10 protein-coding genes are annotated in these 14460 nt (G+C 73.4%); 5 read left to right on the top strand and 5 right to left on the bottom strand.

The genetic code is table 11. The features are described 5' to 3' along the window. Positions 1 to 1179: a MarP family serine protease gene (locus MED01_RS04230; RefSeq protein ID WP_091403296.1), complete on the top strand. Its 1179-nt coding sequence runs from the start codon at positions 1 to 3 to the stop codon at positions 1177 to 1179. A gap of 19 nt (positions 1180 to 1198) precedes the next feature. Here MED01_RS04230 and MED01_RS04225 read toward each other — a convergent pair whose 3' ends face one another. The 4 genes from MED01_RS04225 to eccCa form a co-directional block, all read right to left on the bottom strand. Then, positions 1199 to 1906 carry a phosphatase PAP2 family protein gene (locus MED01_RS04225; RefSeq protein ID WP_238667237.1) on the bottom strand — a complete coding sequence of 236 codons (708 nt, stop codon included), beginning with the start codon at positions 1904 to 1906 and terminating at the stop codon, positions 1199 to 1201. 37 nt (positions 1907 to 1943) lie between these two features. Next, positions 1944 to 2735 (bottom strand): phosphatase PAP2 family protein, encoded by a 792-nt coding sequence (locus tag MED01_RS04220; protein WP_238667236.1) that lies wholly within the window; start codon positions 2733 to 2735, stop codon positions 1944 to 1946. 52 nt (positions 2736 to 2787) lie between these two features. Next, complete coding sequence (gene mycP, locus MED01_RS04215; RefSeq protein ID WP_238667235.1) at positions 2788 to 4128, bottom strand: type VII secretion-associated serine protease mycosin; 1341 nt, start codon at positions 4126 to 4128, stop codon at positions 2788 to 2790. Between the two features lie 74 nt (positions 4129 to 4202). After that, entirely contained in the window at positions 4203 to 8183 is a 3981-nt protein-coding gene (gene eccCa, locus MED01_RS04210; RefSeq protein ID WP_238667234.1) for a type VII secretion protein EccCa, read from the bottom strand. Between the two features lie 101 nt (positions 8184 to 8284). Between eccCa and eccD the strand changes: the two genes are divergently transcribed. Further along, positions 8285 to 9688, top strand: coding sequence for a type VII secretion integral membrane protein EccD (eccD, locus tag MED01_RS04205; RefSeq protein ID WP_238667233.1), 1404 nt, complete (start codon positions 8285 to 8287; stop codon positions 9686 to 9688). Between the two features lie 31 nt (positions 9689 to 9719). On the opposite strand, the gene MED01_RS04200 is transcribed toward eccD, so the two are convergent. Next, complete coding sequence (locus tag MED01_RS04200; RefSeq protein WP_196920121.1) at positions 9720 to 10226, bottom strand: inorganic diphosphatase; 507 nt, start codon at positions 10224 to 10226, stop codon at positions 9720 to 9722. A gap of 513 nt (positions 10227 to 10739) precedes the next feature. Between MED01_RS04200 and dacB the strand changes: the two genes are divergently transcribed. The 3 genes from dacB to tilS all read left to right on the top strand — a co-directional run bounded on the left by dacB (position 10740) and on the right by tilS (position 14391). Further along, a complete protein-coding gene (gene dacB / locus MED01_RS04195; RefSeq protein ID WP_372493578.1) occupies positions 10740 to 12224 on the top strand; it encodes a D-alanyl-D-alanine carboxypeptidase/D-alanyl-D-alanine endopeptidase in 1485 nt (494 codons plus the stop codon). A gap of 93 nt (positions 12225 to 12317) precedes the next feature. Further along, positions 12318 to 13388, top strand: a complete 1071-nt coding sequence (locus MED01_RS04190; protein WP_091403614.1) for an Rv3626c family coenzyme F420 biosynthesis-associated protein — start codon at positions 12318 to 12320, stop codon at positions 13386 to 13388. A 10-nt stretch (positions 13389 to 13398) separates the two neighbouring features. Then, positions 13399 to 14391: a tRNA lysidine(34) synthetase TilS gene (gene tilS / locus MED01_RS04185; RefSeq protein ID WP_238667231.1), complete on the top strand. Its 993-nt coding sequence runs from the start codon at positions 13399 to 13401 to the stop codon at positions 14389 to 14391. Positions 14392 to 14460: the final 69 nt, after the last annotated feature.

Here is a 14460-nt window from a genome sequence, read left to right as displayed (position 1 = left end):
GTGTCCGTCGTGGATCTCGTCCTGCTGCTGCTCATGCTCGTGTTCGCGATCAGCGGATACCGCCAGGGTTTCGTCATCGGCGTCACGTCGTTGTCCGGCTTCTTCCTGGGTCTGCTGCTGGGTCTCCAGCTCGGGCCGCTGTTCGCCAGACAGTTCGTCGACGCCGGCACCCGTGTGCTGATCTCGCTGGTGGCCATCTTCGGGCTGGCAGTTGTCGGGCAGGCACTCGCCGGTTGGCTCGGCTCGCACCTGCGTAAGACGATCACCAGCGACGTCGGCAAACGGGCCGACGACGTCGGTGGGGCGCTCGTCTCGCTGTTCGCGGTGCTCCTGCTCGCCTGGCTGGTCGCCGTGCCGCTCGGCTCGTCCTCGGTGCCCTGGCTCGCCGCCTCGGTCCGCAACAGCGCGTTGATCACGGTGGTCAACCAGGTTCTGCCGGAGCAGGCCCAGCAGCTGTCCACGGCGCTGGAGGACACCGTCGACACCGACGGGTTCCCGGACGTCTTCGGTGACCTCGCGCCCACCCGGGCCCGGCAGGTCGATCCGCCGGACCCGGCTCTGGCCGGCTCGCAGGTGGTGGTCAGCGGTCAGCAGTCGGTGGTGAAGGTGCTCGGCTCCGCGCCCAGCTGCTCACGCCGGATCGAGGGCTCCGGCTTCGTGTACGCGGACGACCGGGTGATGACCAACGCGCACGTGGTGGCCGGCACCCGCTCGGTCGCCGTGGAGCTGGGCGGCGAGCGGTACGACGGCAAGGTGGTGGTCTACGACCCGAACCGGGATCTGGCGGTGCTGCTCGTGCCCGGGCTGCCCGGGCCGTCCCTGCGGTTCGCCGCCGGCAACGCGGGCAGCGGCTCCGACGCCATAGTGCTCGGCTTCCCGCTCGACGGCCCGTACAACGCGCAGTCGGCGCGGGTCCGGGACGTCGACCGGATCAAGGGACCGGACATCTACTCGTCCAGTGAGGTGACCCGGGAGATCTACACGATCCGGGCGCTGGTTCGCAGCGGCAACTCGGGCGGTCCCCTGCTCTCCGCCAACGGCCTGGTGCTCGGCGTGATCTTCGCGGCGGCGTCCGACGACCCGAACACCGGCTTCGCCGTGACGGCGGCCGAGGCCCGCCCGGTGGCGTTGGCCGGTGCCGAACGCAACCGGCAGGTCGCCACCGGTGAGTGCACCTGAGCGTCGCTGCGCGGCCAGCTCAGCCCTGAGCCGGCAGGGGGCGACGCCCGACGGTCGGTAGCTTCGCCCGTCCCCACCGCAGCCCCCGGTCCAGCACGGCACGGGCCATGATCGCGACGCACGTGCCGCCGTTGAGGAAGGACGCCACCACGTCGCTCGGGTGGTGCATTCCCCGGTACATCCGGGTCACCGCCACGCCCAGCGGCACCATCAGCAGCAGCGTCCACCAGGCGACCTTCGCGCCGGTGCTCCGTGCCCGCAGCGCCAGCAGCACGGCGATGCCGACGTAGAGCGCCACCGCCGCCGAGGTGTGCCCGGACGGAAAGCTCGACGTCGGTGGCGAGACGTCCATGTGCTCCACAGCCGGCCGCCGCCTGTCGATTGCCAGCGTGGTCAGCAGGAATACCAGTGCCTGGGCGGTCACCGCCGCGCACAGGAACAGCGGCTCGCGCCAGCGCTTCAGCCAGAGCCGCAGCGCCAGCGCCACCAGCACCGTGACCGCGACGATCATCTGGGTGCTGGCCAGCGTGCTGAACACCAGCGAAACGTTGTTCCAGTCGCCGGTGCGGTCGGCGGCCAACTCCCGGTTCACCGCGTCCTCCACGGTGAACGGCCAGGTCCGGGCGAACACCCGAGTGACCAGCACCCCGAGCAGCACCATGAGCCCGAGCAGGAGGGACACCGGCAGCAGCACCCGCCGGAGGATCTGGACCACGGTCTCGGACATGAGTCGGCCAGTACCCGGCCGGCCGCGTCGTCACTCCTCAGGCTGCCCCCGGATGCCGCTCGACCTCGGGAGCGATGCCGTCGCGGGTCGGTCGGACCGGCCGGAGACCTGTGTGTGCCCGCCAACTGGTGAACGCGGCGGTGGTAGCCGCGACCACCGCCACACCGAGCAGCCATCCACCCACCACGTCACTGGTGAAGTGCACGCCCAACGTCACCCTGCTCAGCCCGGTCACCACTGTGAGCAGGACCGCCGCCACCCAGAGCGCGGCCCGCGCCAAACCCCGCCCGGCGTACGGCAGCAGCACCAGCAGCAGCACCCCGGCGGCCAGGGTGGCGTTCAGCGCGTGCCCGGAGGGGAACGAATAACCGGCGGCCCGAGCCACCGGGTCCAGCAACTCCGGCCGGTCCCGGCCGACCAGCAACTTGAGCAGCGGACCGATCAACCCGCCGACGACCATTGTGGTGGCCGCCCAGAGGGCCAGCCGGCGGGCTCCCCGGCGCAGCAGCAGGACCACCAGGAGCAGGGCGACGGCGCGCAGTGGCATCGGTGCGAACACCTCGGTCCAGACCCGCATCAGCATGACCCACGCCGGGTGATCCTGGGCGTAGCTGTGCAGCGCGTCGGTGACCGCCGCGTCCAGCCGGTGCAGCGGCGCCCAGGCACCGAGCACCAGCAGTGTGAGCAGCGCGAACGGCACCAGCACCAGGAACGCCGCCGTCGCGGCGAGAGTGAGCCGCAGACCCAGCGCATGGTCCGGGTCGAATCGGCGGCGCCGCCAGGACGGCTGGCCGGTGGGGGCGAGGGTGGGCGGCCGGTGCGTACTCATGGGTCCGTTCTACCCGGCCGGGCGGCCGGTCAGGCCTGCCGGCCGGTCACGATCAACGGGTCCGCTGACGCAGCCGGCGCACCATCAGGGCCGCGCCGCCGACCAGAGCGACGAGGAGCACGACAATGGTCCACAGCTGCTCCGGCGCGGAGGTGTCCTGACCGCCCGCCGCCCGAGCCGTCCAGCGGCTGTGCTGACCGGATGCGGCGAGACCGAGTGGATCGCTACCGGCGCCGGCCACCGGATCGTCGTCGACCGAGCCGGGCGCCGGACCGAAACCGGTGACGCCCGGCGACGTCTGGTCGTCCAGCGGGTTGGCGGTCACCGACGGCACCTGAGCGGTCAACGCGGCCACCGGGTCGACGACCCCGTACCCGAAGCGGTCGTCCCGCCCGGTCGGGCCCAGGTCCCGGGCGGTGGCCAACAACCGGTTGACCACCTCACCCGCGGGCATCTGCGGATAGCGGGACCGGACCAGCGCGGCGGTCGCCGCCACCAGTGGCGCGGCGAAGCTGGTGCCCTGCACCCGCCAGTACCCGCCGGGAGGCTTGGCGCCGACCAGGCCGCTGGCGGGAGCGGTGAGCACCGTCGCCCGGCCGGTGATCGAGCCGGACCACAGGTTGTCGCTGCTGCGTTCGAGACCGGACACCGCGATCACACCAGGCTCCCGAGCCGGGTACCAGACCTTGGTGCTGGTGGAGGTGGCCAGGTTGCCGGTGCAGGCGATCACGACCACGTCCCGGACGAATGCGTAGTCCAGGGCGGCGGCCAGGGCCGGGCTGTCACCGCTACCGCCCAGCGACAGGTTGATCACACGGGCGCCGTTGTCGACCGCCCAGCGGACCCCCTGGGCGACGATCAGCGCGTCGTCGTACCGATTCTCCTCGTCCAGCACGCGGACCGGCAGGATCCGGGCGTCCGGTGCGAGGCCGACCACGCCCCGCTTGTCGTCGTTGCGCCCTGCGATCAGGCCGGCGACAGTGGTGCCGTGACCCACCGGGTCCGGGCCCGGCGCACCACCGGGGCCGACCAGGTCCTTGCCGGGCAGCACCTGGCCAACAAGGTCGGGGTGGTTGCCGTCCACTCCGGAGTCGACCACCGCCACCGTCACTCCCCGGCCGGTCGAGCTGCGCCACGCCGTCTCGGCCTGCAACTCGTCGAGCTGCCACTGCTCGTCGCGGACCTGGTCGGTGCGGGCGACGGCGTCACCGGGGGCGAACGCCATCGGCGCGCCGGCAAGCTGTCCACCGTTGGTGGGCGCGGCGACCGGCACGGCTGCCGCGGTCGGCGCCACGACAGCAAGCGCCGCTGCCACGCCGAGCAGCGCCCGGCCGGTCGCTCGTCGGGCCGCTGACGGACCGCTGTACCGCACCCCAGTCACATACCCAGCCATTCATCCCGACGGAACCATGACGATCGGAGATTACCGGTATCCCCACCCGTCACGGGAAGAACCGGCGAGTCAGGTCATTGCGGTGGCAGTTGTGCCAGCTGAACAAGGCGTACGCCCTCCCGCCGGGTGACCAACCGACCACGCCCCGGCGGCAGCGGTCCGGGTCGCACCGGCCCGACGAGTGCGCCCTCCTCGGGGCTGCCCGCCATCACCAGGCCGGCCGTGGACAGCTCCCGCAGGCGCTGCACGATCGGCTCGTACTGGGCCCGGCTCGCCCCACCGGAACGGCGGGCCAGCACCAGGTGCAGCCCGATGTCCCGGGCGTGCGGCAGGTGCTCCTCCAACGCGCGCAACGGGTTCGCCGGCCCGGCCGCCACCAGGTCGTAGTCGTCCACCAGCACGAACAGCTCCGGCCCGGACCACCAGGACCGGTCCCGCAGCTGCTGCGGGGTGACCTCCGGCCCGGGAGCCCGCCGCTCCAGGTAACCGGCGGCCGACTCGACCAGGTCAGCGGTGTGTGCCGCCGCGGTGCCGTACCCGATCAGGTGCGGCGTCTCGATGGCACCGAGCAGGCTGCGCCGGTAGTCGACGAGGATCACCCGGGCCTGCTCGGGAGTGAACCGGGTGATGATCGACGTGGCCAGCGCGCGCAGGAACGACGACTTGCCGCACTCCGAGTCCCCGAAGACCACGAAGTGCGGCTCGGTGGCGAAGTCGAGCAACACCGGTCGCAGGTCCGCCTCCGCGATCCCGATCGGCAGCCGCAGCCCGGTCGTCGAGGTGAGGTCCAGATCGGCGTACGTCAGCACCGGCGGGAGCAGCCGCACCCGGGGCGCCGGGGCACCCGCCCACCCATCGGCGGCCCGCTTGACCAGGTCGGCTGTGTCTCCACCGGCGGTCCCGAGCTGGGGCAGCGCGGTGAGGAAGTGCAGGCCCTCCGCGGTCACGCCTCGGCCGGAGCGCTCCGGCACGTTGGCTGCCGCGCGCCGGGCCACCAACGAGTCGGCCGGGTCACCGAGGCGCAACTCCAGCCGGGAGCCGAACAGGTCCCGGATCGCGGGGCGGAAATCCAGCCAGCGCAGCCCGGTGGCGACCACGTGCAGCCCGTACGACAGGCCCCGGGTGGCCAGATCGGTGACGAGTGGCTCCAGGTCGTCGTACTCGCCGCGGATGGTGGTCCACCCGTCGATCACCAGGAACACGTCGCCGTACGGGTCGGTGCCCGGCTGGCCCACCGTCCCCGCTGCCGCCCGGCGCTGCCGGTAGGCGGCCATCGACTCCACGCCCAACTCGGCGAAGCGGCGTTCCCGGTCGACCAGCAGGGTGGTCATCTCGCCGACCGTGCGTCGTACGGCGGTCGGGTCGGCGCGGCCGGTCACCCCGCCGACGTGCGGAAGGTCGCGCAGCGCGGCCAACCCGCCGCCGCCGAAGTCGAGGCAGTAGACCTGCACCTCGGCCGGTGTGTGGGTGAGCGCCAGCGCGCAGATCAGCGTGCGCAGGGCTGTGGACTTGCCGCTCTGCGGCGCACCGACCACAGCGACGTGCCCGGCAGCGCCGTCCAGTGCCAGCCAGAGCAGGTCCCGGCGCTGCTCCAGTGGTCTGTCCACCACCGCCATCGGCACGCCGAGTGCCCCGTGCAGCTCAGGGTTGCCAACTGTCAGCCCGCGTTTCGGGTGCACCTCGACCGGACCGAGCAACTCGTCCAGGGCCGGCGGCTGGCCGAGCGGCGGGAGCCAGACCTGGTGCGCCGGCGGGCCCTGCCCGACGAGCCGGTCCACCAGCAGGTCGAGCAGCGTCGTGGTGCCCTCCTCCGCCACGACGGGCACCACCGGGGTTGCCGGCTCGGGCACCGGTACGACGTGGGTGGTGAAGGTCAGCAGCCGCGCGCCCCCCTCGGCGTTGACGCCGCCCGGCGCGGCCCGACGGCGGACGGCCCCGGAGACGTACGCGGCCTTGAACCGGGCCAGCGGGTCGGTGCCGGCACGCAGGTAGCCGTGGCCCGGTGAGCGGGGCAGCTCGTGCGCGTCCGCCACGCCGAGCACCGTCCGGGACTCCAGCGCCGAGAAGGTGCGCAACCCGATCCGGTACGAGAGGTGGGTGTCCAACCCGCGGAGCCGGCCCTCCTCCAGGCGCTGGCTGGCGAGCAGCAGGTGCACGCCGAGAGACCTGCCCAGCCGGCCGATCTGCACGAACAGGTCGATGAAGTCGGGCTTGGCGGAGAGCAGCTCCGAGAATTCGTCGCAGATCAGCAGCAACGACGGCAGCGGGGCGAGAGGGCTGCCGGCCGCCCTGGCCCGCTCGTAGTCGCGCACGCTGGCGAAGTTTCCGGCCCGCCGCAGCAACTCCTGGCGGCGGACCAACTCACCGTTGATCGCGTCCACCATGCGATCGACCAGGGGCAACGCGTCGGCCAGATTGGTGATCACGGCTGCGGTGTGCGGCAGCCTGTCGAACGAGGTGAAGGTGGCGCCACCCTTGAAGTCGACGAGCACGAAGTTGAGCTGCTCGGAGCTGTGCGTGGCGGCGAGCCCCAGTACCAGCGTGCGGAGCAGCTCGGACTTGCCGGAGCCGGTCGCCCCGATGAGCAGGCCGTGCGGGCCCATGCCGTCCTGGGCGGACTCCTTGAGGTCCAGCTCGATGGCGCCGCCGTCCGTGCCCACCCCGATCGGCACCCGCAACCGGTCCCGTGCCGAACGCGGCAACCAGCCCTGTTCCGCGGTGAAGCTCTCCGGGTCACCGAGACCGAGCAGCTCGGGGAGGCCCAGGTCGGCCTGGAACGGGGCGTCCGGCCCTCTGGCCGCGCCGGCGAGCCGCAGCGGCGCCAACCGTCGGGCGACCGCCTCGGCGTCGGCCAGCTCCACCTGGTCGGCGGTGCCCACCTCGGCGTGCCCGTCGGACGACAGCGAGTGCAGCCGCCGGCCGTGCAGCTCCAGCAGCAGCGCGTACCGGTCCAGCAGTCGGGGCGGCGGGGTGTCCAGGTCCAGCACTGTGACCGCGTCGATGCCGCCGTCGCCGGTCAGGTCACTGGCACCGGTCAGGTCGCCGCCGTCGAGGACCACCACCACGTGCGGGCCGTCGGTGGCCGGGCCGGCAGGGCTGAACCGGGACCGGGTGGCCAGCACGTCGGCCAGCAGCGACTCCAACTCGGCGGCCGAGCTGGTGACCAGGCGTACCGGGCCGAGCGCGTCGGTGCGGCCGGGATGGTGAGCGTGCGGGAGCCACTTCACCCACTCCCAGCAGGCGCGGCGCTCCGGCCCGGCGCAGACCGCGACGAGCAGCTCGTCGGGGGCGTGGAAGACCGCCAGCTGGGTCAGCACGGCCCGGACCAGCGCCTGCGCCGCCGGGTCGCCGGTCGGTGGCCCGCCGGTGGTCGGGGTGGTCGCCCGGCCGCGGCCGGCGGATCGTACGTGCACCCGGGCGAAGCTGCGCAGCGACAGCGCCACCGGCAGGTCCGGCACCACGGAGTACGCGTCCAGGAAGCGGCGTAGCGCGCCGGCGGTCATCGGCTCGAGTTCCTCCAGCGGCCGGGTGACCGGTGGGACCAGTGGGGTGGCCAGTGTCTGCGGCCCGACGGCGACCCGCACCACAGCGAAATCGGGGTCGGCGGGGCGCCGCTCCCAGACCCGGTGGCTGTCCACCGTCGACCAGAGCCGGCCCGGATCCGGGTGCCGGTAGTAGAGCCCGGCCCGTTGCTGGCCCGCGGTCCGCCGGACCCGCCGCCGCAGCGTGGCCAGGTGGCGTAGGTACTCCCTGCGGGCGGCCATCATCTCGGACTTCTTCGGGGTGCCGGAGGCGCTGCCCCAGGACGTCACGAGCATCGCCAACGAGGAGAGCCCGAACATGCCGCCCACCACGTACGAGTAGGCCCCGCCGCCCCGGCCGAACATCATCGCCATCGCGACAGTGCCGCCGAGCATGGGCAGCAGCATGAGCATCTGCTGCCACCGCCCGCCGGTCACCACGGGGATCTCCGGCGGTGCGTCGACCGACAGCTCACCGGCGGGAATCTCCGGCGCTGGTCGACGCGGTGGCCGCTTGATGACGACTGTGGACACTCGGCCTCCTGACAGCGCTGGGTAACCCGAGCCTGGCTCATGGTAGGTAAAGTCCACTCGTCCGCGCAGCCTCCGATCCCCCTCGATATGGAGACCAGTCGATGACTACCGGGCTGGCACGCGTCACCATCAGCGCGCCGCAACGACGGGTGGACGTCGCCCTGCCGGAGCAGGTACCCCTGGCCGAGCTGCTGCCCGACGTGCTCCGGCACGCCGGTGTCGGGCTCGCCGACGACGGCGAGCAGCACGGCGGTTGGGTGCTCCGCCGCACCGACGGGGCGTTGCTGGTGACCGCACAGGCGCTGCTGCCGCAGGGAGTCCGCGACGGTGAGGTGCTGCACCTCGTGCCGGCCCGCGCGCACTGGCCCGAGTTGGAGTACGACGACGTCATCGAGGCGATCGCCGACGGTGCTCGCCGCCGCGGCGGCGCCTGGTCGCCCACCGCCACCCGGGCAGCCGGTCTGGCCGGTGCCTCCGTCCCGCTCGCGGTCGGCCTGCTCGCACTGCTCGCCGGCGGCCCGACGCACCGAGCCGGTTGGCTGGCGGCCGTCACTGTGGCACTGGTGCTCACGGTGGCCGGCACTGTCGCCTCCCGCGCCAACGGCGACGGCGCCGCCGGGGCGACGCTCGGCGGCTACGCGCTGCCCTACGCGTTCACGGCCGGTGCCCTGGCCGTCGGCTCCGGCGACCCGGTCGGGCCGATCGGCCCGGCCCGCTGGGTGGGCGCTCCCGAACTGCTGGCCGGCTCGGTAGCGCTGCTGCTGGCGGCGTTGATCGGTCTCCTCGGGGTGGCCAGTCGACTGCGGGTCTTCGTGGCCGGTGTCACTGTCGGCCTGATCGGCGCGGCGGCCGCGCTCGGTGGACTGCTGATGACCACGGCCGGTACGGCGGCGGTTCTGCTCAGCGCACTGGTCTTCGCCGTCGGCGTGATCCCGCTGTTGGCCATCCGACTGGGCAAGCTGCCCCTGCCGCCGATCACCCTGCCGGCCGCCACCTCCGCGGAGGAGCCGGCGCGGGTGCGGGACCTGCCGGACCAGGGCCGGGTGCACGCTGCGGTGATCCGCACCGAGGAGACGCTCACCGGGATGCTGATCGGCCACGCGCTGCTGGTGGTGGCCACAGCGGGCGTACTCGTGATCGCCGGTGGCACCGCCGGTCGGGTGCTGGTGGCGGTCACCTCGGCCGTGCTGCTGCTGCGATCGCGGCTGTTCGTGGCGCTGCGACACCGGGTGCCGACGGTGCTCGCCGGGCTGGCCGGCTACGCGGCGCTGGGTGCCGTGCTGGTCGGCCGGGCCGACGAGACCGGGCGGTTGGTGCTGGTTCTGGGCGGGGCGGCGCTGGCCCTGGTGGCGGTCGCCAGCGGCACCGGGTACGCCCGCCGGCCGGTCTCGCCGTACCTCGGGAGGGTTGCGGACCTCACCGACACGGCCCTGGTGGTCGCCGTGGTGCCGATCGCCTGCGCGGTGCTCGACCTCTACGAACGGGCCCGAGGGTTGCTCGGATGAGCGACCCTCGGGCCCGGTGCGTCAGCAGTCGTCAGTGGGCGGATTCGCCGCGCGCCTCGGCGTCGCGGGCCCGCTTGTAGGAGGCGTGGATCTCGGCCTCGGCCTCGGTGCGGCCGACCCAGGTCGCGCCCTCCACCGACTTGCCGGGCTCCAGGTCCTTGTAGACCTCGAAGAAGTGCTGGATCTCCAGGCGGTCGAACTCGCCCAGGTGGTGGATGTCGCGCAGGTGCTCCTGGCGGGGGTCCTCGTAGGGCACGCAGAGGACCTTGTCGTCCCCGCCCTTCTCGTCGGTCATCCGGAACATGCCGATGGTGCGGCAGCGGATCAGACAGCCCGGGAAGGTCGGCTCGGGGACCAGCACGAGGGCGTCCAGCGGGTCGCCGTCCTCGCCCAGAGTGCCCTCGATGAACCCGTAGTCGGCCGGGTACTGGGTGGAGGTGAAGAGGGTGCGGTCCAACCGGATCCGGCCGGTCTTGTGGTCCACCTCGTACTTGTTCCGGTGACCTTTGGGGATCTCAACCGTCACGTCGAAATCCATCTGCACGCTCCCTCGTCTGCCCACGCTGGCTAACGGAACCACTGGCGGCCCCTCCGGACAGGTGAATGCCCACCCGCCGACTCCGGCCGCCGCATAGTCTTCGGACCGAAGTAGTGTCACCCAAGCCGATTTTCGCTGGGGGAGGAGGGGGTCGTGGGGAGGGAAGATTCACACTACCGCCCGGACGGGGGCTCCGCGCACGGTACCGGACGATCGGGCTCCGGCAGTGCCAAGGGGCGGGTCCCGGTGCCGGAGGCGCACCTTCCACGGGCTCCCGAAGCACCGACCCCGGCACCGGAGACGGTGCCCGAGCGGCCCCCGCCGCTGCCCTGGCGCCCACCGGTCGGCCCGGCGTCGCCCGCTCCGAACGCGGGTCACTTCCCGGTGGCCGGCGGTGAGCAACCGGTGAGCGGCCCGCCACGCGGCAGTGCCACGGTCCCGGTCAGCCCTGCGCCGGTCAGCCCGTCGTTCGGTCCCGGGCCGACCGCCCCCACACCGGGCGGGGTCCCCCCGGTGGGCCCGCCGATCTCCGCGTTGCCGGCACCCGCCGACGCCGCGCCCGCACCCGCCGCGCCGCGCCGCCGGAGGCGGCTGCCGGTGGTGCTGGCCGCCGTGCTCCTGCTGGTGCTCGCCGGCGTCGGAGTCGTGATCACCCGTCCCGGCCCGGTCGCCGGATGGTTGGGCGACGACGCCGGGTCCGGGCCGAACGCGGTCGGCGTGACTCCGGAACCTGCCCCGTCGGACGTGCTGGGCGGCCCGGATTCCAACGCCCCGCTGCCCACCCCGGACGGGGTTCGTGCCGTGCTCGATCCACTGGTCGGCGTCGCCGCCCTGGGCGACCGGGTGAACGTCTCGGTCGCCGACGTGATCACCGGTCAGACGTTGTTCGCCAAGGGGGCGGACGACGGCACAGTGCCCGCCTCGGTGACGAAGCTGGCGACCGCCGTGACAGTGCTGGCGGCCCGCGGGCCCGGCTACCGGATTCCCACCCGTGCCGTGGCCGGCGCGAAGGCCGGCGAGGTGGTGATCGTCGGGGGCGGCGACCCGACCCTCGCGATCAACAAGAAGGGTTACTACCCGGGCGCGGCGCGCCTCGACGACCTGGCCGCCCAGGTGCGTACCGCGCTCGGCGGCACGGCCCCGACCAGCGTCACCGTCGACGGTTCGGTCTACTCCGGCCCGGTCTACGGCCCTGGCTGGGACGACGACATCCCCACCGGCGGTTCGGGCGGCGCGGTGACCGCGTTGATGACCGACGGCGCGCGTACCGACCCGGGCGTCGAGCACGGGTCCGCCCCGCGGTTCGCCGAGCCGGACCTCGCCGCAGGCAAGGCGTTCGCCCGGTTGCTCGGGGTGCCGACCGACTCGGTGAAGCGGGGCGCGGCCCCGCCTCAGGCGGCGGCCGGTGCCAGCCCGGTACCCGGTACCGAACTGGGCGTGGTGCAGTCCCCGCCGATGATCCGTCTGGTCGACGTCATGATCAGCGAGAGCGACAACCTGGTGGCCGAGGCGCTCGCCCGGCAGGTCGCGTTGGCCCGCGGTCAGCCCGCCTCGTTCGACGGTGGCGCCGCCGCCATGGACGCCGAGGTGGCGGAGCTGGGCCTGCCGGCCGACGAGATCAGCGTCTCCGACGGCAGCGGCCTGTCCCGGCTCAACCGGATCAGCCCGTCGCTGCTGACCGATCTGATCCGCTTGGCCGCCAGTCCGGACCACCCGGAGCTGGCCGGCGTCTTCGGTGGTCTGCCGGTGGGCGGTTGGTCCGGCACCCTGAACGAGCGCTACCGCACCGCTGCGGGCACCGCCGCGGGCGCGGGCAGCGTCCGGGCCAAGACCGGCACCCTGACCGGGGTGCACTCCGTCGCGGGCCTGGTCACCACCGCCGATGGTCGGCTGTTGACCTTCGCGGTGCTCACCGACAAGGTGCCGGGGGACCGGGACACCGCCCAGCCGGCCCTGGACCGGATCGCCGCAGCGCTGGCCGGTTGCGGCTGCGGCTGACCGTCGCCGGTTCGGGAGTGACGCTGTCGCCATCGGCGTCGATCGAGGGCGCGAGCCCGGGCCGGGGTGTCGCGGCGCGGGTACGGTGGGTTCATGGCGCAGTTCGTGGACTGGGATCTGGCCGCCGCCACCGCGGGGGCGTTGAGCAAGTCTGGCCCCCGCGTGTCGTACGCGGAAGCCACCGACGTGGTCGGCGACCTGCGCCGGCTGACCGACGAGGCGGCCGGGCACGTGGCCGACTACACGGGGTTGCGGGCGCAGGTGTCGCATCCGCCGGTCCGGGTGGTCGATCGCCGCGACTGGGCCGCTACCAACATCGCCGGTCTCCGCGAGGTGATCACTCCGCTGGTGAGTCGGCTCTCCGGCGACAAGCAACCGGGCGCGTTGACCGAGGCGATCGGGTCCCGGCTCACCGGGGTGCAGGCCGGGACGGTGCTGGCCTACCTCTCCGGCCGGGTGCTCGGCCAGTACGAGGTCTTCTCGGCTGACCCGGGCCAGTTGCTGCTGGTCGCACCGAACATCGTCGAGGTGGAGCGCAAGCTCGGCGCCGACCCTCGGGACTTCCGGCTCTGGGTGTGTCTGCACGAGGTCACCCACCGCACCCAGTTCACGGCCGTGCCGTGGATGCGTGCCTATTTCCTCAGCGAGGTGCAGGCGTTCGTCGACGCCTCGTCCAGCGGAAGTGAGCACCTGGTCGAGCGGTTGCGGCGCGGGGTGGCCACGTTGTCCGACGCGGTCCGTGATCCAGAGAGCCGCACCAGCGTGCTGGACATCGTGCAGACCCCGGCGCAGCGGGCCGTACTGGACCGGCTCACCGCGTTGATGACCCTGCTGGAGGGGCACGCCGAGTTCGTGATGGACGGCGTCGGCCCGCAGGTGATCCCGAGCGTGGAGCGGATCCGGGCGTCGTTCAACCGACGCCGGGAGGCGGGCAACCCGCTGGAGAAGGCGATCCGCCGGCTGCTCGGCGTGGACGTCAAGATGCGCCAGTACGCCGAGGGGCGCAAGTTCGTGCACGGGGTGGTGGAACGCGTCGGCATGGACGGGTTCAACTCGATCTTCAACTCACCGCTGACCCTGCCTCGACTGTCGGAGTTGGGTGACCCGGACGCCTGGGTCGCCCGGGTGCACGGCCCGGCCGGCACCATCCCGGCCGCTGGCTGACCACCCGCCGGTGGCCGCGCTCGCTCCGCCGGTGGCCGCGATGCGGGTGGCGGTCCGCCGCGCCCTGACCGGTCTGCCGTCCGGCGGCCCGGTGCTGGTCGCCTGCTCCGGTGGCGCCGACTCGCTCGCGCTCGCGGCGGCCACCGTCTTCGTGGCGCCGCGGCTGGGCCGCGCCACGACGCTCGTCACCGTCGACCACGGCTTGCAGGACGGCTCCGCGGAGCGCGCCGAAGCGGTGGCCACCTGGGGGCGAGGGGTCGGGTTCGCGTCGGCGACGGTGGTCCGGGTGGAAGTGGCCGGGCGCCCGGGCGGGCCGGAGGCGGCCGCCCGCGAGGCCCGCTACCAGGCGCTGACCGAGGCGGCCCGGCAGCAGAACGCCGTCGCGGTGCTCACCGGGCACACCCGCGACGACCAGGCGGAGACGGTGCTGCTCGCGCTCGCCCGGGGCGCCGGCCCACGAGGGCTGGCCGGGATGCCCGCCCGGCGCGACCTGGGCGGTGTGCCGCTGCTGCGTCCGCTGCTGGAGATCGGTCGGGAGCAGACGCGCGCCGCCTGCGCCGTCCTCGGCCTGAACCCGTGGCAGGACCCGCACAACAGCGACCCGTCGTACGCCCGGTCGAGGGTGCGAAGCGACCTGCTGCCGGCGCTGGTGCGGGCGCTCGGGCCGGGCGTGGTGGACAACCTGGCGCGTACCGCCCGGTTGGTGGCCGCCGACAACGCCGCGCTCGACGAGTTGGCGGGGACGGCGCTGGCGGCGGCCCGGTGCCCCGACGGAGGGCTGTCAGTACCGGCGCTGCTCGGCCTGGTACCCGCCGTACGCGGCCGGGTGCTGCACTCCTGGGCTCGCGAGTTGGGCGCGCTGCCCGGTGCCCTGTCGCACCGGCACGTCGCCGCTCTGGACGCCCTGGTGACCGATTGGCACGGTCAGGGCCCGGCCGACCTGCCCGGCGGTGTCCGGGTGCTCCGCCGTGACGGGCGGCTGGCATCCGTGCGCCCCGCCTGACCTGCCCGGCCTCCTTTGCTCTGCTTCAACCCGCGCAACACCGCGGGCCGTCGGGTGTTTCCTGGAGTG

The organism is Micromonospora alfalfae (genome assembly GCF_022230925.1).
Classification (GTDB): Bacteria; Actinomycetota; Actinomycetes; order Mycobacteriales; family Micromonosporaceae; genus Micromonospora; species Micromonospora alfalfae.
The sequence above is the reverse complement of the archived record's forward strand: the minus strand, read 5'-3'. Positions and strand labels throughout refer to the sequence as shown.